General features: G+C 42.2%; 20 protein-coding genes. 1 reads left to right on the forward strand and 19 read right to left on the reverse strand.

All coding sequences use genetic code 11. The features are described 5' to 3' along the window. Nucleotides 1-14: 14 nt before the first annotated feature. The 14 genes from NMC31_RS14685 to trhI all read right to left on the reverse strand — a co-directional run bounded on the left by NMC31_RS14685 (nt 15) and on the right by trhI (nt 14,658). On the reverse strand, nt 15-935 hold the full coding sequence (locus NMC31_RS14685) for a hypothetical protein (RefSeq protein WP_022652176.1): 921 nt from the start codon (nt 933-935) through the stop codon (nt 15-17). Between the two features lie 77 nt (nt 936-1,012). Further along, nucleotides 1,013-1,948: a hypothetical protein gene (locus tag NMC31_RS14690; RefSeq protein WP_015063138.1), complete on the reverse strand. Its 936-nt coding sequence runs from the start codon at nt 1,946-1,948 to the stop codon at nt 1,013-1,015. Between the two features lie 67 nt (nt 1,949-2,015). Next, entirely contained in the window at nt 2,016-2,894 is an 879-nt protein-coding gene (locus NMC31_RS14695) for a hypothetical protein (RefSeq protein ID WP_015063137.1), read from the reverse strand. Nucleotides 2,895-2,971: 77 nt separating this feature from the next. After that, nucleotides 2,972-3,496 carry a hypothetical protein gene (locus NMC31_RS14700; RefSeq protein ID WP_022652175.1) on the reverse strand — a complete coding sequence of 175 codons (525 nt, stop codon included), beginning with the start codon at nt 3,494-3,496 and terminating at the stop codon, nt 2,972-2,974. Nucleotides 3,497-3,769: 273 nt separating this feature from the next. Further along, nucleotides 3,770-5,002, reverse strand: a complete 1,233-nt coding sequence (locus NMC31_RS14705) for a DUF7146 domain-containing protein (RefSeq protein ID WP_032610499.1) — start codon at nt 5,000-5,002, stop codon at nt 3,770-3,772. Between the two features lie 114 nt (nt 5,003-5,116). Then, nucleotides 5,117-5,338: a hypothetical protein gene (locus NMC31_RS14710; RefSeq protein WP_015063134.1), complete on the reverse strand. Its 222-nt coding sequence runs from the start codon at nt 5,336-5,338 to the stop codon at nt 5,117-5,119. Nucleotides 5,339-5,408: 70 nt separating this feature from the next. Continuing rightward, nucleotides 5,409-7,421 carry a vWA domain-containing protein gene (locus tag NMC31_RS14715; RefSeq protein ID WP_022652174.1) on the reverse strand — a complete coding sequence of 671 codons (2,013 nt, stop codon included), beginning with the start codon at nt 7,419-7,421 and terminating at the stop codon, nt 5,409-5,411. A 77-nt stretch (nt 7,422-7,498) separates the two neighbouring features. Next, nucleotides 7,499-8,626, reverse strand: coding sequence for a DUF3150 domain-containing protein (locus NMC31_RS14720; RefSeq protein ID WP_015063132.1), 1,128 nt, complete (start codon nt 8,624-8,626; stop codon nt 7,499-7,501). Nucleotides 8,627-8,697: 71 nt separating this feature from the next. Then, the gene (locus NMC31_RS14725; RefSeq protein WP_032610391.1) at nt 8,698-8,967 is read right to left on the reverse strand and encodes a hypothetical protein; all 270 of its coding nucleotides are present in this window, start codon (nt 8,965-8,967) and stop codon (nt 8,698-8,700) included. 38 nt (nt 8,968-9,005) lie between these two features. Next, nucleotides 9,006-10,058: an ATP-binding protein gene (locus NMC31_RS14730; RefSeq protein ID WP_022652173.1), complete on the reverse strand. Its 1,053-nt coding sequence runs from the start codon at nt 10,056-10,058 to the stop codon at nt 9,006-9,008. A gap of 59 nt (nt 10,059-10,117) precedes the next feature. Next, a complete protein-coding gene (locus NMC31_RS14735; protein WP_022652172.1) occupies nt 10,118-11,104 on the reverse strand; it encodes a hypothetical protein in 987 nt (328 codons plus the stop codon). A gap of 60 nt (nt 11,105-11,164) precedes the next feature. Continuing rightward, nucleotides 11,165-11,542 carry a hypothetical protein gene (locus NMC31_RS14740; protein ID WP_022652171.1) on the reverse strand — a complete coding sequence of 126 codons (378 nt, stop codon included), beginning with the start codon at nt 11,540-11,542 and terminating at the stop codon, nt 11,165-11,167. 58 nt (nt 11,543-11,600) lie between these two features. Then, entirely contained in the window at nt 11,601-12,476 is an 876-nt protein-coding gene (locus tag NMC31_RS14745; protein ID WP_015063128.1) for a hypothetical protein, read from the reverse strand. Between the two features lie 373 nt (nt 12,477-12,849). Then, nucleotides 12,850-14,658, reverse strand: a complete 1,809-nt coding sequence (gene trhI / locus NMC31_RS14750; protein WP_015063127.1) for an IncHI-type conjugal transfer helicase TrhI — start codon at nt 14,656-14,658, stop codon at nt 12,850-12,852. A gap of 182 nt (nt 14,659-14,840) precedes the next feature. On the opposite strand from trhI, the gene NMC31_RS14755 reads away from it, so the two are divergent. Further along, nucleotides 14,841-15,713 carry a hypothetical protein gene (locus NMC31_RS14755; protein ID WP_015063126.1) on the forward strand — a complete coding sequence of 291 codons (873 nt, stop codon included), beginning with the start codon at nt 14,841-14,843 and terminating at the stop codon, nt 15,711-15,713. A gap of 28 nt (nt 15,714-15,741) precedes the next feature. On the opposite strand, the gene trhN is transcribed toward NMC31_RS14755, so the two are convergent. The 5 genes from trhN to trhF are packed head-to-tail and all read right to left on the reverse strand — an operon-like array spanning nt 15,742 to nt 22,144. Further along, nucleotides 15,742-18,918: an IncHI-type conjugal transfer protein TrhN gene (gene trhN / locus NMC31_RS14760; RefSeq protein WP_015063125.1), complete on the reverse strand. Its 3,177-nt coding sequence runs from the start codon at nt 18,916-18,918 to the stop codon at nt 15,742-15,744. 18 nt (nt 18,919-18,936) lie between these two features. Further along, nucleotides 18,937-19,992, reverse strand: coding sequence for an IncHI-type conjugal transfer protein TrhU (trhU, locus tag NMC31_RS14765; protein WP_022652170.1), 1,056 nt, complete (start codon nt 19,990-19,992; stop codon nt 18,937-18,939). An 11-nt stretch (nt 19,993-20,003) separates the two neighbouring features. After that, on the reverse strand, nt 20,004-20,135 hold the full coding sequence (locus NMC31_RS26135; RefSeq protein ID WP_022652169.1) for a hypothetical protein: 132 nt from the start codon (nt 20,133-20,135) through the stop codon (nt 20,004-20,006). 1 nt (nt 20,136) lies between these two features. Next, a complete protein-coding gene (gene trhW, locus NMC31_RS14770) occupies nt 20,137-21,645 on the reverse strand; it encodes an IncHI-type conjugal transfer protein TrhW (RefSeq protein ID WP_015063123.1) in 1,509 nt (502 codons plus the stop codon). Continuing rightward, nucleotides 21,632-22,144, reverse strand: a complete 513-nt coding sequence (gene trhF / locus NMC31_RS14775; protein WP_015063122.1) for an IncHI-type conjugal transfer protein TrhF — start codon at nt 22,142-22,144, stop codon at nt 21,632-21,634. Before trhF ends, trhW begins: the two co-directional genes overlap by 14 nt. Nucleotides 22,145-22,304 lie beyond the last annotated feature (160 nt).

The following is a 22,304-nucleotide window of genomic DNA, read 5'->3' on the forward strand; positions in this document are numbered from 1 at the left end:
GGGTTATTTATTAATTACATGTAAAGCAGATCATCCGAATGCTCTGGAGCATACGAATTGATTTGCTTAAGCGAGTTATTTATAGCCTTTCTGTACAGCGATGAAGAATGCGATTGAACCATTTTGTACTCAGTGACGAGAAGAGGTGAAGTAAAGCAACCTAGATTCGCGTCGAGAGTTAAAGGGCCATCGTTGCAAGATTCAATAACAGCGTAAATGCGCCGCTTCATCACCCTACCCGACAGGTAACGATTAACATGGTTCAGGAACTTGTCAGCCCCAGAAATACTACTCACATCCCAGTTGGCAGAAATTATCTGGTCTGCAACTGAAACGGGTACCGGTTCAACTACTATCTGAGTATTGATTTGATGGTCAACACTGAAGAACCTGGTTAACACTTGTGGAACTGAACTTTCCGCAACCTTTTCTGTAACTGCGAAAATAAGCGGAAGAACCTGAGATAAGCGTGACCGTAACTGGCCATGAAGATGGCTGATGAAATTGTGACCGTTTTCAACCATACCAAGGATTAAATCCTTGTCTGCATTGCTGGAACGATAATAGACATAGTCCAGTTTTTCACGGTTCACACCTTCATTCAGCCAGTCTGGCTCAACATCAACAAGACGCAGGTGAGCTGCTGACACTGAAACCTCAAACTGCAAGGTTTCAAGAGTGACCGGCCCAGCCTTCAACAACGCAGCTCCTGAGCAATATTGTGCAACAGGATGGTTATCCACGTCAGGGCCCCATAAAGGCTCCCAGTCGCGCAGATAACGCATTAAATGCGGTTTTAAAGTCCGGACTGGAATATCAACCTTCACAACAAGACTCTGAATGACTCCGGTTTCCAGATTGACACTTTGGATCGCAGCACCTTCAAAACCCATCTTCACCAGCATCGCTTCAATTAATTTATAAATAGCTTTCATTTTATTGCCCTCGGTTAAGAGGGAATTCTCCCCAAGGGAAGAGTTCCCTCAGGGATTAGATAAGTTGAAAATAAGTTTTAATACCCGTAACGAATAGCGTGTTGTCTTTCTTGAAGGTAGGCTTCGTATTCATCTTTTCCGGATGCGAAGCACTCTTTAACAAAGACACCGCAAAACATTTTAAGATCATCTCTGGCATGCATTTCTTTATCTGACATGACTTTAGCATAATCAGACGTGTCGATATCCGCTAAGCGCCAACCGTACTTCATGTAAACACGATTACTGTGGGCAAAGCCTTTAAGATAGCGGCGTGCATTTTTGATGATCTGACGACTACCAGACATGTCGGATGACAAAAAGTCAGGTGCGATCATCGTTTCCAGAATATCAACTGGCAACCCCTTACAAAATATTTGAACATTATAACTATTGTAACAGTCATGATATTTAAAGTCCTTTATAAGACGGTCAGGTTGGTCAGTTGTTATCTTATTTAAAACATCAAGTGCTAAACGAATACCTTCCTTCATAGTTTCATGTAATTCTACATTCACAAATGAAAAGAAGGGACTCAGTCCTTCTTTGTACGTGAGATAGTCTTCACCAAAACGTCCATGTCGAGTTAAATGCAGCAATCGTTGCTTGTTATATTCACTATCAGTCACGTCGTAACTACCACCGCGCTGTAGAGTGAATCCTTCCTTGACAGTAACCGGGAATCTAATATGGTCAATAAAGAAAGACCGATTCTGCTTATTTTTCACTACATCTAACTGACGTTTAACACAATCCGTAATGTTCTGGTCTTCGAACCCAGGGAACGGGATATCTAAAAATATTGAACTGTATGCGTTAGCATACGAATGAAGAAAATCAAATGAAACATCGGCGTCACAGCGTATACCAGTAAATTTACCGTCACAACCAGTTAAGCAGATAACATTGCTGACCTTCACAGCGTGATTGCGTGACATCAGAAATGCATTAATGATTTTCTCGATAATTTTCATGTAATCCTCTCGTTATAAAAAGGGATTACGCCCATCAGGGGAGTAATCCCCAGATGGGTAGTGTTAATCAGAAATCAGAAAGACCTAAATCTTTATTTCGCCCTGATATCGTGGAAGATATAAGACGATTTACTCGTTTCTGTATACTGTATTCAGACGTCTCACTTATAAAAAGTGGTAATGACTTACCAAGAGACTGTCCATTTCGATAATAGTGACAGACTATATAACCATGTCTCCACCCTGTACTGATATAAGACTTAACACATTTGATAAAACCCGAAGCTGCCGCTTCTGTTCGTAAAGAGGTAAATGATTTCAGATACCGGTCCATTGAACATAGTGCAATAGCTTTAAGAGTTACCTCCAGCATTTCATTCCCGTACTTCACTCTCTTAATTAACTGATCTTCATTACGGTGCAAGAATGCATTCCGCAGTCCGGCAATCAGTATTAAAACTTCTCTGAGTAAAGTACAGAGTCTATTACGCACATATCTCATGAAGTCATCAAAATATAAAAGCCAGAAACAAGCAGCCTGGCTAATCAAGAGATCATGGGAACAAGCTAGCATCTTAGCCAGCTCGATATCTTCGGAACGAAGAGAAAAGTTACTTTCCTCAAACCGTTGTTGCTTTGAATTACACGTATAGAGTTCTATCCATACAGAGATAAATTCAAGCGATTCCATGTCTTCGCAGAGCAATTCAGCACTGCTGATACACTGCTGAAGTTCAAGGCCGATATCATACGATACCGGACAATCTTTCAGAGTCTCGACATAGTCAGGGACGAACCGCGATAAATGCGTTGTTTTCAGGTACAGGCTGAGATGCACTTGTGTCAAAGGATTTACAAGAGACTGTACAGGCATCTCAGTAATGGAAACCGGTACAACACCATCCTTTATCAGAACTGCATTGACAAGATCTGTAGCTAATTTCATAAGGCCTCCAGGTTAAATGCTGAGGGCCCCCCCGATGGGATTGGCCATCAGGGATGTAGTTAAAATATGTGATATGTTTATGCGCAAAGAGCTATGACATTGTCGATATAACTGACAAGAGATGGTCGCTCATCCTTTACTGCAAAATGACGAAGTCCATCCAGATTATATGCCGGTAGAAAATCGGCATAACCACGGGTACGAAGATCATCAACCACAAGTTTTAAATAATCAAATCTTCCAAGAGAACCTCTCAATGGGGGCCTTCCCGGTTTGGACAAAACTTCTAAAGCTTGTTGCCACGTGATATCTTCCGCTTTTCCTGTAGCAAGATTAAAATGCACATAAATGAATGCTTTATAATCTCCACGACAGGTAAGATAGTAATTCGGAAAAAAATATTTATCACAGCGTAACAAACATGTACCTGAAGGGCGAATTACATACAACAGGTTTTTGTCCTTATCTATTATGCTGTGTTTTAAAATCGTAAGGTCAACTTCACTATCATGAAGATAATAGCATGATGATGGTTGCTCAACGATACGAGATGAAATCACAGCAGCAAACTTATTAAATAAGTCTTGATTTTCAGTTTTCATAACAATGCTCTCTTATATTAAACGATGAGCATCACCCTAACGGTAATACTCCCGTCAGGGGTTTTGAGTTATATGGATATACCACGTCATACAACCGACCGTAGCCAGATGTACCGCACATTTATTTAACTGAGCAAGCATCTCAGCCGTAAAAAAAACCTGAATAACAGGTGATTTTCACGAAGGAAATCTAATTATCTGTTTAGTATTTATGAAATTAAACACTAAAGAGATAACCCCCCCCGACCTAAAAAGGCGGGGGAGTTATCGGGTTTAAAGCTGAGCAAGACATTCAGGAGCCCATTTTACTGGGAAGCCATCAGGTCCTGTTAATTTCAATACTTCGTTCCAGTCGATTCCTTTCGTCCCTTCAGGAATATCGAAATCTGGTTCAAAGACTTTAATTGTCAGCTCTGAAGTGGGATATCGCTTTGCAAAAAACTCTTCCATTCGGGCCTGAAGTCGTATTGCTGACTCCATACCCGGGCAAGCGCCTCTTGAATTCACAACATCCTTATCCGCCCAGACGTAAAACTGTATTTCTTTCACATCCGGAGGAGGCAGTAGACTATCCGGCACTTCAACGTTTTCAAGACACCAGGCAGAGCTCGCAGCCCAACACGGTGTTGAAGTCGCTTCAGTTACTGACAGCGCGTTTTCTATGCCTTCAGCCACACCTAACGTCCAGGTACGGGTACCTGAGTTGTAGTGTGGGTCGTACAGCTGAATTGAGCCGCCGGTCATATCGGCAGGCGGTTTCATCATCAGTTTCGGATTCTCTACCCGAGCCTTATCACCATTTTTCTCTACGAACGTTCTATGGATTGTCAGAGGACGTCCCCGTGTATCACGATAAATTGCGATCATTCCCGGGTAAGTTGACGGTTTCTCTAGTGACTTATCCATATAGTAAAGTCGGTTGTTCAGACCAAGATCCTTAGGCAGATTACTCAGAATTCGTTTAAGACCACGATTTCGGAGATACATGCCCACAGGACTCCCTGGCTTGATTTCACCTGTATAGTGATATAACACTTCAAGTTTACGCAGCCGTTTTTCAACTTCATCGCTATCAAGCGTTTCGGTTGCACGAACTGTTGATTTATAACGCCGTTCACTTTCGAGATCCGCATCAGTTAACGGAGCGTACAGATCCATACCAAAGAAATCAGTCAAGATCTTCTTACAAGTCTGGGTTTTGCTCAACTTGTAATACTCTGCCAGCACATCAATACCGTCACAAAATGCATTCACAGGGAAATCATTGTGAATAGCACAACCGGTATAGAGGTCTTTTTTTCGGAAACGGAACTTTGATTTCCCGTCCCCGGTGAAGGGGCAAGGAACCTGGCTAGGTGCTTTATCACAAGCATCTTTAAATGCCGGTATTCTATCGAATACATAGCGCCAGCCAGAGGCTTCCGCAACACGAGCGTGAACCATTTTAATAAAGTGCTCAGATACTTCATGTGGTGTACGCTTAACAGCCGGTGATGCATAAGTCATTTTGTTCTCTCTTATCTGGCATTGTGGGTTTCTCAATGCCCTCTGCGATGCAGAAAACAGGGAGAAACCCACAACGCAGAATCTAAGAATAAGGGCCATAATGGCCCTTAACAATTACGCTTCAGACTTGAAGCCATTATTTTCAAGACGCTGGATAAAACCATCAACCATTGATGTTGCCATTTTTACATTACCCTCCGGTATAGATACATCCCGGAGAATTACTTCTTTTGGCAATTCACTTTTGACAACTTCACCCATGCGACCAAAAATACGGACACGATGCATCATCCCGACTTTTTCATACTCGACACGGTAAGTCTTTATCTGAGTCATATATTGCTCCTTAATCCTTCAGGGAGCAAAACGACCCAACCGGGCGTCATTTTGCCCCGATTGGGTAGAGTTAATTAGATAGAATTTGATGTACTAATTTACTGACCACATTCGGCAGTAAAGAAATATCATCAACATTTACGAAGGTGCCCTCATCAAAACCAATTAACTCATCAGTTTTAATGCCTACACCAGCGATTTCAATACCGTTACTTTCAGCTACCGTAAGAACATCACTAATGGTGTAATCAGACTCTGTCGGATAACCATCAGTAATAAGGAAAACAATTTTCCTGTCAAACTGGCTTTCAAGTAACAATTCTACAGCAGCCATTAAGGCGGAACCCGTTGGGGTATTATTCCCTTTACAGCCGAGTGAAAATTTTGAAAGCGTCTCTTCCGCGTTTTCATCAAACGTTTTGATAACTTCAAAGTCTTTGTCGACAAACGGATAAATCACATTAGCAACGTGCATTTTTGAATTAGCTTCAATCGCCAAAGTTAATGCAAGGTCAGTCTTAATTGCGTGGATATAACGGTGATCCAGAATCATAGAACCTGAAATATCACGAACAATAACCAAGCCGACGTGGCCCCGGTTTTTAGATTCGCTTTGCGACCGGAATACATCCCTCACACCCATCGGAGACTGGATCAATCGATTAATGTCGAATGACAAGCCTCTATCACGGGTTTTAAATTGACCACGCATTTTTACCTGCTGTAAAACAGATAAGTCTGCCCCAAGAGTCTGACTGATATTTAATGCTTCATTGTAGACATTCAGATCAATAAGCAAATCTGGAAGATCCCACTCATTTGCACCAAATTCAGCTTTAACCTCATCCGACACACTGGCAGCAATTACGGAGATTTCATTTGCAAGAGCCTCATGAAAATCTTCACTTTCCTCATCGCTGTTAAGAAAATCATCCAGCAATTTGGCAAGGATACTCCACTGCTCAGGAGAAAAGTTACTTTCCCCATCGGAAGGATTTCCATTGGAACTGTCGATTTGGGAAGGAGTTCCGTCAGCATCATACGAGTCAGGGTTAGCCGATTCATCGGTTTCGGGCTCTCCATCAGGTTCACCGTTACCGCTCTCAGCACTTTCTTCATCCCCTTTAGATTGCTCTGACGGCTCATTATCTTCCATAGGTGCTTTACCATTACCAGCATCATCGTCTTGCTCTTCGGAATCTCCATCCCCTTCACCCTGGTTGTCACCATTGGTTTCGGAATCAGGTTCATTCTCAGAGCCAGATGAATTGTCTGTGTCGTTTTGCGGGTCTTTATTCTGATCCTCTTCTTGCTGTTTCTCTTTGGCTTCATCCCGTAAACGCTCTAAAAGAGCCAAGGTTTTACGCGCCAGAGAATCGCAATTTTGCGTACTTTTGCAACTTAGAGCCTGATGAATAATCTCATCAACTTCTAAAATTACAGGCTCAAGGATTTTCTTTGCATAATCGAAAAATGGATCAAGCGTTTCTTTATGCCCTTCTTGCTGGAGAACGTTAACCCGCAATGTATTAAGCAGGAACATTTCAATAAACTGAACAGGGTTTTGAGGGCTTGAAGAAACATCAACCGTCATTCGCCCAGCTTCAACCATCAAGGCATAACTTACCGCGAGGCGCTTTTTTGCCTCCTGATAGTTAATACCCGTTTTCTCTTCCATCTGGACATCATCAAAGAGATTAATAAGTCCATGTAGACGGTAAGCCCGGGCATATGCGATTTTCTTTTGTTTAAGGGTTTGAAATTCAGCGTTCAGCTTATCATCTATACTGATGAAGCCATCTGCATTAATCAGTTCCCCAACAAAAGCTTCACGGTATACTTCATGTTCTGTATAGCGACCGTGTCCAGCTTCATGACATATAAACCCTTCAATTAGCTTGACGAATTTCTCATCGCTATAATCACCATTAGGTAATACACAAACGTTCTTTTCGCTGTTGAAATAAGGTGTATGTACCTTATTGTCTATTACAACATTAAGACCACTTATACCGCTTATCACGCTGGCTATATTCGTCAGGCGTTGAATATGGCGGGGTGAAGATTTCAAATCAAATTTCATTTGAGTACCTTTAATTAATAAAGGGTACTCACCCAGATGGTGAAGTACCCATCTGGGGTTATTTTTACAAGACTAAATCACCAGCCGTTCAGTTCGAGTTCGCTGTTAAAAGCACTATTACTACCACTGGCCTGAAGGGAAACATCTTCTTCAGGGACAACAGCAGACAAAGGTGCAGTTACTGCGTTTTTCTCAACTTCTTCAAGCGGATCTTCTCTGAACACATTTGCTGAAGAAAAAACATCATCCTCAAAAGCATTCTGAGAGTTAGCCGTATTATCCTGTGAATCAATATTGAATGACCGGGTAATGGAATCCAGCCAATCTGTTACTTTCTGCTCACCAGAAATAATACGTTTCAGCATTGACGCATCACTCATGAAATAGAACCATTGCTTTAACACCGCAACATCACGGGGAGAAGAAATGGCGCCTTTGGGTAAATTATTCATGACGTGCTTGATAGCTTCTGCAAGAACAACCGCCTCTTTATGAATGAACATAAAGCTAATGATTTTATCTTGCATCTGTTTTAATCGGTCAATCGTGCTGGAACGCAAATTATCATTTTTACTGATTTTTGCATAAACCTTCATAGCTTCATCGGCCAAATCGATTATCAGTTGTTCCTGATAAAAGTCCTGTGTTTCATCCCCCTCCACACTAATCGGTGAAAACGGAATGAAATGCGCCAGATTAAACCGGAATGATTTAATAAAATCATCTTTCGTTAATTTCAACTGGTCGATTAAATCTGACATCAACGGACTGCGATCTTTCTCAGCCTGAATATGAGTGTCATAGTTATCAACCACATTCTGGATACCGGCTTGAAATTCACGTTCAATTTCTTGTGCCTCTTCCAGAAACTCCTCCATTCTTTCGACAGGCAAAATCCACATATTGCTATAGCGGATACACAACCGTGAACAGAGTGTTGAAATTCGACTAGTGATAGTGCTTTTGAAACTCAGTGCCTTTATGTCTATCCAGCGAACTTCACTTTTAGACACGCTCTTCTGGTCCGTTATATCATCGCCGCCATAGGACAGTTCGATTTTATCGGTACGCCGAGAGCCCTGACAACCACTGATTTCGATTTTTGTTATAACAGCACCTTCCAACAAATCAGGATGTGCTTTTACAAAGTTATCACAGATTTGCTTAGCGGAAACTTTATTAAGTTTAGAAGTATTGAAAGTCATAGGTTTTCTCCAGATTAAAAAAATGGGAAAACCTCCCTGTCGGGAAAGATTTCCCGATAGGGTTAAGATTATTACTTCTCAAGTGTTGTTAAAAGAATTCCAGGAAATTCACTCTCGACAGACGTCGATTGAATACTTCCTTGATACATGAATCCTTTTGATTCAAGGCCCTTAATCATGGCTTCCATATCTTTGTCACAATCTTGATAACAAATAAATGAATAGTCATTATTGTGCTGCTTAAGACCTATATATTGATTTCCTTCCTGTGCAATCGCGAAAGTTTCATCCCCGTCTGCACTCAAAAAACCGTAAAACGAAAGATGAGCAAAGTCTGTCACAAGGCATTCAGCCTTCTGATAACTCGTCCCATCTATAACTACTTTTTTGCAGTGTAATACTCCATTGTACGGTTCTTATCGTCACCGAGTTTTAAATCGATGGCTTCCAGCACCATACCACTGGCATGTGCAGGCAGAGCCGACGCAAAAGCAATTTTAAACGTATCCAGTAAGGACATGGTCTTTAACGTCATCGACGTTCCAACCCATGCCACAAGCTGACGAATATCCATTACACTGTCTTCAGTTCCTATGTTGTTTACTGCAACGGCTACCGAAACGAATTTTTCAATTACCAGCATAGGCAGGCTATTGTAGCGTTTAAGCAAAACGTTGGTTAATGCAACCTCTGAAGGCCTTTCCATCTCCACAATCAGGAAGCGTTTAATAAACGCTGCATCCTGCCGCTGTGATGAAACGAACTTACGAGATCCCCCACTCATGTTTGTGTTTGCTGTACCCATAAACCGCGTAAACTTATTGGCATTAACCACTTCGCCACCGTTGGCGGCTAGTGACCAGGGCTTACGCTCTATAGGCATATGCAGCTTCGCGGCGGTATCAGGGTCAATCTTGTCCACTTCATCCAGAAGAATGAGGTGGCCTTCCTGAAACGCCGTTACAAGCTCGCTGGGCACAAAACTGGTGTTTCCGTTAATGAGACTACGCTCACCTTCAAGTTCATCAGCACGAATATTACTGTTGATTTGCTTTATGGTTAGCGGCCAATTCAGCATATGGCTAATGTACATTGCCATTTCAGTCTTACCAGAACCAGACTCCCCTTTCAGGCATACACTTAAATCTATATCGTTACTTACGAGCAATTGTACTACTTGCTCAAGTATACGAGCATTCGGTATATAATCCTTATTCAGGTTTGCACGATGTGGAGATAAACGTTTAAATACTGGAACTATCATATCCTCGGACATTTCAGGAATACCAAACAAATCTTTGGCCTTAACCAGGTAATATTGTTCCTTATTCGCATATGCTTTTGTAGATATAACATTTGCGGGTAACAGATTACCAATATTTTCTTCCAGTAATGAATTTTCGGTTTCTAATATAGTTGCGGCGTTAGTCATTTTTAAAACTCCGGTAAAATGCAAACACCGCCCGCTGGCAGATGTTTGCCAGTGGCATATTAGTTGAAGGTCATCTTACACGCTGTAACCATCTGTTTTCTGATAGCATCAACGTTGTAACCAAGATGAGTCCCTACAATTTCGAATACTTCAGATTCAATCCATTCGAACTGGCGCTCAAATGTAGGGTTTACGATAACCCAACCTGATGTATCCCTTAATGTTAACTTGTTATTTACGACAAGTTTTTCAAACAAATTAATTGTTGATTTAAATGCTTTAGAATAGACATCCATTATATCCCGATCAGTCCATTTTACTGCCAGTTTATTTTCTGCCAATAAATAGTCACGGTCGAAAAAGATATCCCATCCCATATCTTCCTTACAATCATGCAAAATAATCTCTTTATCCTGATGATATTGAGATAATTTAACATTTTCACTTTCAAAACTGTGCGTGTATTCATACAAGCTTTTTTTAAGCTCTGACCTAAACTCAATAGCATCTATACCATGAGTGGCACATGTAAGCTCAAATGACTGCGACATATACCAACGTGTTTCTGCTTCAAGAAGCGGATTCACTTTGATATTTCCGAATTCATCAGTTGTATAGAGTGATTTTGTAAAGACAAGATATTTAACGTTTTCCAACGACTCTTCCATTGCGACGACGTATAACTGATATACATCTTCAGGAGCCCAGTCGATAACCAGACCACCTAATTCTGCATTGTATTCTTCTAAAGTGAAGAGATAATCAGTTTCAGAAGCAAAACTAATTCCATGCAGAATTTGATTGTTGAGTAATTTGGAACAATGACCTAGCAATGCAACATCATCCGACACATGAGGCACCAGTTCCGGGCCAGAATGTTTTTCTTCTGATTGCATGCTTTGCTTTTGGGCTATTGCATTATTTATATATTCAAGCGGAGACTCAACTATGGGTATTATTTCATTTTCCTCTTCTTCAAAATCGAATATAGAGAAAAAATCCATTTGTTTACCAATAAATGATGTCGAGCTAATTTTTTGTTTCATGGGGCCTCCAAAGGGAGATCTCCCATGAAGGGATTTCTCCCCTTTAGGGTGGTTTAAATGTCAGATCTGTCTAAAGCTACTTTGCCCAAAACCCTTGGGGGGTTTAGGTATGTGAGCTAACTTACTTGTTGCAACGACTCTCATGTAGTCAAGAGGGTGCTCTCTCCCTTCCAACGTGACAATATCCACAACAAGATAACCGGAGACCATTAACTCATCACCTTGATTTATACCAGTGAAACAGCCTGAATACATTTCTGGTGACACTTTGATTTGAATAGAAAATTCTCTCTCAGCGATTTCACCATTAATTTCAGTCTTCATTCTGTTTTTGAGCTTTATTAATAACCCAACGTTACCGTCAGTCATTTCTTTCTCCATTGCACTGATAACTATCCCGGACACTTTAACTTCATTAACATATTCAAGATGTGACATTTCTTCTCTCCTCATTTTAATCAAAGAGAAGCCCTGTCAGGGTTCCCCCTTAACAGGATTAAATAAATTTATTTACAATGAACATCAATGACATCATGCCAAGAACAGCAAAACAAAACGTCTGACCAAAAGGTCTTGGTTCTTTAGCTGTTTTAGCGCTATTGACTTGAGTCAAAAGTTCATCAATTGTTAACTGCCGTTTTTCTGCCTTCATTTTGTCATCTAAATATTGCGCTTCTCGTTTTGTGAGAAATTCAATTTTAGATTTGATAGCATGGTCCCAGCCTTTGGAATCGAAAACGCTCAATTCACTAAAGGTATGTAGCATGAGTTCATCAGGAAAACCTAATTCTTTCATTAAGGGACGGACGGCTGCATACAATGCATCTACAGTTTCATAATGTGCCTTTGTCACTTCATTAAAGCGATTACGCAATGCTAATTTATCGCGCTTCACAATAATTTCAGAAACCCAGGCAATCAACTGATCATTTTTTAACTCTCTGGATTTATCGAGTGAATAATCTAGGTCATCCACATCAAGGAATGTGTTCAACCCATACTTTTCAAACTCTTCATTTAAAAACTTATCCAGTTCAGCTAAAGTTTTAAACATGGGAATTGCAGGTGCTTCTTTGAGTAGCTTATAAGCCTTCTCAAAGTCAATTGGATTGACATGAATTTGCTGCATTTCTACATGATAATAAGTTGAAAAAGCTGAAAGCTTTTGGGCCAGCATAGAAACCGATTTTAAAGAGTTCAGTTCAATTATAGTTGGTCCGTCTTCATTCAAAATAACAATAAGGTCATTATCATGCCCTGAGTAAATAATCAGAGATTCCAATAACTTCTTGTTAACTGCCTTGTCCATATCCGGAATCAGATCGGCGAAGGCCAGAAGAAGGGCTTTACTGCGTGCTTTGCTTTTAGACATTTGGGGTCACCTATATATAGTAAGAAGGAAGGAATAATGGAATATTCCAACACAAAGGCAAAGCCTGTCATTCATCTCCCGTAAGCTATGAACCGCCTGATTTATACTTTCTGGCATTAGAAGTACGCAACGAAAATAGCTCAATCAAGAGCTAAATTAGTTACGATTTGGTAAATTCGGTTTGCCTTTTTACGGGCATAGGAAAGGCACCAGCGACAAAGGTGACATTTTGCCGGTGGTGCCTTGCAGCTTAAGTAAGCTGGCCGCTTTTCACGGCTGAATCCGCGCTTAATGCGCAAAGTAACTTTTGTCAGTTACTTGAAATGTGGGAGCGATAATACAAAGCTCAATATTCTTATACAACATAGAGTCATTATTGTAAATACTGATTGGAAAATTCTTCTGTTAAATTTGATTCTATTCTCATATTCGCTGCCTCTTTCAATTTTTCTTCGGCGCATTCGCTTAAAAAGAAGGACGGATCACCGTACCACATTACATGCAGCTGTTGTTCTGCTCGTGTAAATCCTACAAATAGAAGTCTTCTCTCTTCTTCAATCGCTTCCTGCCCCACTGATCTCTTGCTTGGGATCTGGTCAGCATTGCAACTCATAATAATGACTTTTTTCCATTCTAGCCCCTTCGAACCATGCAATGTCGATAAAACTACTTTATCCGGCGTATATTCCTCATCCTTCTTTTTAGGCCCCAAACACATCGCCGCAGCTCGATTTATCATGTTTTGCCAGCCATTTTTCTCAGCCCATTGCTTACAGGTATCTAACGCAATTCGTGTCAGTGAAGGTGAACCTTTCTGAGTCCTCATTTTTATTGATGACAATTCCATCCATTTAATCAGATTTGCGAAGCGCTTTTCGATTTCAACTTTATCCCGAGTCTCCTGTGTAAACCGGGTGAAGTTTGAGTGAAGTGTTCTTGTTTCCAGGGAACTTGCATCTGGGATGCTCAGTTCACCAAAAGTTACTTTTCTCCCTTTCATGCTAAATGCTGTTTGATCCAAAACTTCTTCATTTTCACCGAAAAGCGCCAGCACCCTCTTCATTAATCGAACATCGTTGGACTGCCGAAAGAAAGCCATCAGATGCAGTACGTCGCTCGTCTCTTTCTCATCCCAAAAGGACTTGCCTCCATAACGAAGAACCGGCTGCTCTATGAGGCTTTCAAGCTGATCAAGATGTGCATTACCTCTGCTAAGGATTGCCCAGCCATTTGGGTCTTGGTTAATTAGATTGAGGATGCCTTGAATCTGTTCATCCATATCAACATATGAGCGGAAATTAACTTTTCCACCACCACTTTTAGCTGAACGCAGATCCTTAACGTATCTGTAAACATTTTTTTCAATCAATGCCCCTGCAACCTTAAGAATTTCTGGTTCACACCTGAAACAGGTATTTAGATAAAATATGTTTGGCCTGAATTGTTTTTCAAATTGCTGGAATATTTTTACCCCGCCGGAGGCCCTGAAAGAATAGATTGCCTGATCATCATCCCCTACGATGCTCGTGTTAACACCACCCCTTGTATGTAGTGCGATCCAGGCATACTGAATCGAGTCGGTGTCTTGCACCTCATCTACAACTAAATGCGTCAAATTTAGTGGCTGCATTTTTCCTGAGTGCATCTGGCCCACGACAAAACGTGAGAGTGCATTTAAGTCAGCTACGTGGTCTTTCTGACATATTGCCTGGTATGTGTTGAACAAGTGGATTTGTTGACGCGTATGGCGAACTGAAATGATGTCTGTATCCATTTCCCTTCCAATCGCATCAATAGCAAATTCAGCTTCCGGGTAACGGAAAGGCGCGCCTGACTCCTTTAACGCACGATGAATTACAGAACGCTGTGCCGAGCTAATCAGCATCTTGCCCTTCCAGTTGACCATGTCCAGTTGCATCCGGATAAAGCCGTGGAAAGTATTTACCAGCACCCTATCCTGGTCTTTTTTACTTAACCGACTTTTCAGCTTTTCAGCCAATGAATTTGTTGCAGCGCGAGTAAATGTGACCATTCCAACCTTGGCATATGGGAACTGCCTGAGGATTGAGATCACAGCCTCGATCATCGTAAATGACTTCCCAGACCCTGGTGCTGCAATAACCATATTATTTGCGTTTGCATTTTCAATGATGACCCTTTGCTCATCTGTTGGTTTACCCATAAAAGCCTCTGAATATTTAGTCCCACTGATTATACGATTTAATTTAGAGGGATTTTTCTTTACAAGGCTGGTTTTTGTTCGCTTCACATTTTTTCATTTTTTCTGCATTTTGGTTGTTTGAGAAACTGACGAGTATGAAATAATGCTTCTAGACAAAAAAATCATTCAAAGAAGGGTCTCAAATGAAAACTAAACGTTTTGTATCTCTGGTTTCTGCTTTTGTTGCCAGTGCATCGCTGGTTGGTTGTGCCCGGGATGCTGGTAAAACCCCGAATTCTGCACAGCACAGCGACACTCATGGGCTCTACTGGCATGCTAATTCTAAAGACTCGGTAGCCAAAAATGCTTACTCTTTGGCCGGTTTTGACGTTACTTTTAATGAAGAAACAGTCCAGCCGGGTGGCGATGCAGATAACTTGCTTTCCAAACTGCTAATTAGTGGCTCTATGGGCTATGTTACAGGAGGGCTCAGTGGATTAAGTATTATGAGTTTGGGATCAATGTACAGCTCCTCTGACGCTGAATATATCCAGGTTAACCAATACGTCGTCTTTGTCCCGAACCCTAAAAAACTTCCTTATAACGATGAAAGCTTAGTACGTGCCGGTGCTGCATATGTTTATAATCACACCAAAGAGTCACAGGTGGCACTCGGGTTCAATCCTTCGAAGCAAAGTGCGGCTCTGGCTTCATGCAAGATTGATATGGCAGTGATGAATAAATGGAGTACCTGCGACCTCCCTTCAAAGCCAGCTGCCGACGTAATGCCGACTAAGTCCATGTACAGCTTCCAGGTTATTCGCCCAGCGTCTGGATCTGAAATCCCTCAACTTAATCTACCTGCCGGTGATTATTCAGTAGTTCGTTACGTATTCATTCCATTTAAAGGCAATGAATCTAGTACTAACTTCTCAGGTATTATTTTCCGTTCTGACAGTCCAAAATTCACTACCCCAGGTGGCGTTGCTGCATCTATTAACGGTAAAGATTATTATCTTTTCGCAGGAGAATATGGTCAGAAGGGTTTCCCTGAAAAAACTCTTAAAGCAAAATAAAAATAAAGGGGCTTTACAGCCCCTACATTTAGTATTTTGGTAATTCCTTCCCAGTAATTGGGTCTACATAAGTTGACCCAACTTCACAAATCGCGGGCCGTGGTAGATAGCTACAGTCCACATTCTCCTCTTTAATTGCCTGATTATTTTCCTGTCTAGCTTTTATCATATTATCCTCACCACCCATTGATTCTTTCGTTCTTTGGGATGGAAGTTGGTAATTTTCATTTTTAAATGGCAAATTTTCTGTTATCGATGACTCGGAGAATGTAGCGTACTGATCAGGAACTTCTCCGACCTGGACGGCATCGTTAATCCATTCAGTTAAATCGATCTTATCAAAATCTAATCTCTGTATTTGACTAATTGATAATCCAACGCAACTCGAAGCAACCGGATCTATTCCAAGTTGAGGATACGCCTGCTGCATAATCACGCGAGATAACATTGAATTGTAGCAGCACATGTCTGTTGCTTTTTTAACACACTTCTTTGTAAATCCCATATTGAGATATTTAACACAGCGTTCAGTATCCAGTGTGAAACAGGATTTCTGATTTTTATGAATAGACGCTTCCATTTCTTTTTGATCACAGGCCACAAGCATTTCAAGCAACATTTTTGTTATTTGATATGCGGTATAAATCCAGCCAATGACATTTAATGCAAGCATAAAGTTTTGAATTGCTGCTGAAAAGACTACTTCGCCACCCGTTGTCGCTACATTTTTAAAAACGAAGTCCCTTACTGTATCGGGAAGCAAGTCATATGCTTTTTCCATGGCCATCTTCTTAAGGGTACCAAGCCCGAAAGAGCTCATTGTCTCCTTAGCAAGTTGACCACTTCCACCAGCAGTGGATGAACCTACTGTTCGCCCAAGGTTACCGGCCACATTTTCGTAGACGCTGGTTAGCGAACTGGTGACATTGTTCCACATCTGACCAACAGTTTTACCTGCCGATGCTGTCCATTCACCAACCGAGTTAGCCATTGAAGCCCAGGTTCCACTCTCCCCACCGGTCCAGCTTACCAGCTGAGCATTCACTCGTGTCCAGTTCGTGTTTCGGATCATCGACCCAGCCAGCATAATCGCCTCTAGTGAGCCAGCGGTACCCTGTGGCTGTTCGCAGCAATCTGTTTTGGCCAGCCCGTTCACAAAACCAACGGACCTGCCGCACCATTCTGCTTTCCCCTCAAAGACGGAGCAGGAATTAGGGTCGTTGGGATCTTCGCATTTTGCCTCACCCTGCATGTACTGAACCATGTTTGAGTACGCGGCCACTTTCCCAAAATCATTGTTTTCCTCTTTTGGGCCGGTTTCGCATGTTCCACCAGAACATGGGATCATACCTACACAGGCGTTAGTCTGTGACTCTACCTCTCTGACGACGTCCTTACCTCTGTCACACGTATATTTCTGCTCATACATGTAGCATGTATTTGTGCCTTCATCGAACCAACCTTCTGCACAAGTCTGTGTATCGAGCACACACGCAGCATCATTTTTATATGTGCCGCAAGCGTCAGGCATATTTTTAATGTCGTCGTAGTTGTAGCAGAGGTCTTTTCCTGCGGCGTCTTTCATGATGTTTCCCTTCGCATCATATGAGCACAGCTTTTCCTTCGCCAGGGGATCACAGAAGTAACCTTCAAGGTTTGTTTTCCAGGTTAAGAACCCGGTATCGCCTTTATAAAGCGGTGTGGCCATTTTAAGCACAGTTTCCGGGAGCCGCTTTGTACCGACATCCATGTTCACAAACCGGTCAAACCGACAGAATGAATTCGGCGTTTGTACTGCATCAAAACAACCTGCGGGTTCCTGTATATGTTTATCCTCCAGCTTCATATTTTCAAAAGTCAGCTCAACTTCAAAATAGCCTTCCCCACCGCCACCTACCCAAACGCGTGACGCCATTGTCACTTCACGGTCCACCTCCTGATATACAGAGTTTCTTACCTGGTCGGTAATATCGTAGACTTTGTCAAGCTTCCATGATTTTTTCAGCTCCCATGGCCCTTGTGGTGATGGATAATTGCTACTTCTATATTCTCCATCTATGTGAGCAAAAATCTGCGTTCCATCAAGCGTGACCCTCATATGATCATCCCACTCTGCATTAATTATTTTCGCAGTTGCAAGCTTTGCATCAGGATGAAATTTTAAGGTTAATGAGTTGTCATATACTCCATCGTTCCAATAGTTGTCGTCTCTTCTGCCGAACCAGACCCTCACACAATTATCCCCGCACATAGACATATCACCATTACCACCTGAGATATAAACAGGTACGGAAAAATCACGAGTTATTGTGCAACTATTAAAGTTATCTTTCTTGGGTGAGTTGCAGTAAAACTCTTTATAATCTGGATAGTGTGTAGTAATAGTTTGTTTTTTTGTTTCCGTATTGCAACTCTGTAGCCAGTTGCCTGTACCGGCTACAGCATTACCAATTTCATTTCGGCCAGCATTGAACATAGGGTCGTTAGGTTTAATATTAGATGCTGGGTTGTCTTTATTTGCATTCACCAGTGTACGGTAGGCAACCCCATCGTAACTCTGCGCTTCAAACAGCTGACTTTTTCGATTTTTGATGTCATTGATGAATCCATCCTCATCTCCATACCGGCCACCGGAATTAAACTGAATATCACTGTGCTTCTGCTCTGAGCTGAATAGCTCTCCTGTACTGGTTTTGGTTCCTGCCGTTGTATTCGTGTTGTTACTTATACCAATGTTACCGCTACTGTCTCTGGAAAGTAACTTTGCCCCCTCTTTCGTATAATTAGAGTTGATCGTACCGCCCGTCATGCTCGGTAACTGTACGGTCTTACCGATCGACTTGCCGTCAGATGCAGCATTACTCATAACACTTTCGTTTGAGTTCAGCGCCCCGTACTTCCCAACGTCTAAGTTTATTGAATCTGCTTTACCTACATATTTATCTGATATTTTTCCGCTCAGGTTTTCCCCGGAATCAGCATTCTTGTACTTCTCTACAATATCCTGAGCACTTGTTGTTGCATTTCGATTTGCGTTGGGGTTCGCAAGGTCAAAATTGTTTTCCAACTGATCAAATATCGCATCAGCTGCGTATATTTTTGGTGTCATAACCATGTTAATGAGCGAAACGTAAAATGCCCAACTCATAGTATTTGCGAGCATAGACGCAATAATTGTTGAAGCAATTAATTTCCTAGTTTTCATATTAAAAGCCTCCTGCAATTAAGCGCCGGGATTAAAACGCACGCAACAGTCATTATATCTCCATAGCATATAGACATAATTATCTATGCCTATTTTCTTTCGTCCACCTTTCAGCGTTGACCAATCATGTACGGAGTCACCAAGCCTATGGCAGCAATCAGGCCCTTTAGCTTCTGGCGTTGGGTAAAGCATTGAAAGTCTATATTGTGAACGAGGAGTGAAGTATTCCCATGTTTTCTCACACATTGCATCTGCTCCCATTGTTCTCATTAGCATTCCTTGCCGATGTAACTTAGTTAGTAGTCGTTGTGTAATAAGGGAACTGGTTCTGACGGCATCATCATTCGCATAGACGTGCCCTGTAAGCGGGTACAAGTTACCATCACAACCGGCACAAAAATAGGCAGCCAAATTATCCTTTCCGGCAGTCACTGCCACGCAGTCAGCAGCACATACCATTGAGGCAATAGGGTTTGCAAATACCACAGCTTCGGGGTTCAGCACGAGCGTCAACAGATCACTTTCCCACATTGGATCAACTTCGCTGATATACGTCAGACTGGCATCAATATAAGGTTCTGCTGTACATTCACCGATTATCAGCAATTTCAACATTGTCATGATCGGGAATTCCCAGAGATGTACGTCGTAGAATCCGGCTTCTGTAGCAGTCATAGGCTGGTTAGTATTGCTCTTGCCAATATCGAACTGTGATTTTTGCAACATGGTTCCCTCCAAAAATGGGCTGCACCATGGGCTTTTCACTACTTCTACGATTTTAACTGGCTGGAAAAAACTTAACTGCCATCCGATTTCTGGTATCCCATTTTGGTCTGTGCAATAGCAGCCGGGGCGTGAGGGTGCGGCACCTTCAGGTGCCGCACCAATTCCCATGATCCGCATCGGGAAGATGCAACTCCAGCAGATATTTTTGATTAGTCCCTGCCACACACCAGCTGACTGGCACATTGCTCCCGGGACGCCGGTATCTGCGGCCATGGTCATTGCAGGCAGGGAAAATGACAGCATGACAGCAACCAAAATTTCCAAAAGTAACTTTTTTAGCTTCTTCACCGGCACGCTCACTATTTAGTAATGAATGTTGTCACGCTTTCCATATACGTAACCACTTTGTTGAAATACTCTCTCATCAGGTCCGGGTAATTCAGAGTCAGCCATGTGGCCAGCAGCGCCCCTAAAATAAATCCGATCTTCATATCAGTTCTCCTCTGCCGAGATTTTTTCTCCAACACCACGTATTTCAGCTTCACTGAATTGCGTTATCCGGAATTTATCTTTTTCAGTTGAAATCAACACTGGAGTGTTTTTAATCTGGAAGCGGGAAATAATTTGCTCATTGACTTTGAATACTTTCCCGTTAAATTTCTCGCGCAGATCATTCAGATGGTCCCAACCATTTTCCTGTTTAATTCGCGTAAACATCGGCATAACCTGTCCGCTGCCAAGAAGTTGGCGATATTGCTTCTCAGCCCAATCAAGCTGCCCCGGATTCAATGGGTCAAAAATTATCATGGTGAGGTTCTGCGGGAACCTGCTCAGCGGGTTAATCAGCTCGCCCGCAGAAGCAATGACGCGGCCCTGCTTATCTTTCACGTCCTGAGTGACCCTGATAGTCGGGTCAATTAACCATTCCTTGTGCTCCTGAGCCGGAGGCAGATTAACCATGAATTGGTTCTTCCATGTGTCTGCAACAGCTCGCTTCTTGGCGCCCTCCCAGTCATACTTTTGTGCTCGCTCTTCGAGCTCTTTAATAATGCTTTTCTCTTCGACCGGATAGGTCGTACCAGCATTAGGTAAAATATCCTGATCGGGATTTCTGGCCAGTTCTCGCTGGAAGAAATCAACGTTAAACGAACCGACCATTTTAGCGAATCGGGATTCCTCACGGGAGATAATTGTCGGGACCTGCGTGACCTGGTACTGGTCAAACGCATCAGGGTCAATCGTAATCAGTGGAGAGTCAAACTTCCCCTTCACCACCAACTGATTGATTGCAGCCTGAGTCTCCGGAAGACGCGTCGTGCCTTTCTTCAGACCATTAAAAACCACTCTCGCCTTATTTTGTGACGCGGTACGGAGTAGATCTTCTAGGACGTAATCAGGCAGGCTAAATGACGCAAAGATAGTGATACCGTTTTCTGTCGAAAGCACCTCTTCCCGTCTGCTATCTATTTTTCGTTCGAAGTCAGCGGCGGTGATCCCTGAGGTACCAAACATTTTTTCGATATTCGTCGACTGGCTGCGCATTACTTCTGGTTTATTTTCGACAGACTTCAGTGCTGAGTCGTTCAGCTGAATATTTCCCTGAATTTCATCACGTCTGCGAATAATGTCATTAACTGCTTCAGAATTATTATTCTGAGCGCGTATAGCCTGAGTATGATCGATAACCGCCTGCACACTGTCAGCATTCATACCCGGTACATAGCCCCGATTCGTTGGCTGACTGATGTCCCTGTTTTGCTTCAAAGCTTCAGCCTGGCGGACGTACTTCTGGACATCCGGAGAATCCAGAGAGCCTGACGAGAGCGGGCCTTCTGCTGTTTCCGGCGGCGTTGACTGAGCGCCCAATACTTGAGCTTGCCTAGCAATGTCGTCAGCAACCTGTTGATACTGGGGGCTAGCCGTAGCGGTGGACATCAAGGCGTAAAACGCCAGGCAGGTGGCCAGAGGCTTAATCGTTGTTTTTAATTCAATAGATCGCATATGTTTTCCCAATAACTGAAGTCAACTTAACCGGCCCCCAAAATCGTGAGTCCCATGAGTGATCCGTTTGGCCAATTAAAAAAACTTCTCCTTTCGGAATAGTTAATTCTCTTTCAATAGACTCAGCAGGTATGTTGTATTTCATTGAAATACGTCTGGCATTAGCTTTATAAAACTTGCTCCCGTTATAAACGCCATCCATTGTGACTCTTAGGCGATCTCCGCCTACCCCCGCCACAATTTTAATAACCTTCTCATTTTCACGTATAAATCGGACTGATTTTGGCATATGAAATGCAATGATGTTTCCTGCCTTGACAGATTTATCCTTCAAGTCAATCATGTAAAAATCAGCAGGTAAACAACCATTTAATAGCCCATGTCCAAATGTAAATCGAGTAAAGAAGATGGCCAGTACCAGTATCAGAATTGCCAAATTGATCGGCACGTACCAATCAAAACTCAGTAACCCACGCTTCTTAGGTATGTATTCGCTCATAACCTGCTTCTCTCAGATACCGGAACCAAAGGACTAATTTTTACATTACCTTAATACCTATTATCCATGTTTTGGACCGTCATTATTTCTACAAAGCCAGTTATTTCTGATAATTTACGCCCCTCTTTTTCTTTCATTATTGCCATTGATTGGTGATTCA

Origin of the sequence: Pseudocitrobacter vendiensis, assembly GCF_943590815.1 — a bacterium.
Classification (GTDB): domain Bacteria; phylum Pseudomonadota; class Gammaproteobacteria; order Enterobacterales; family Enterobacteriaceae; genus Pseudocitrobacter; species Pseudocitrobacter vendiensis.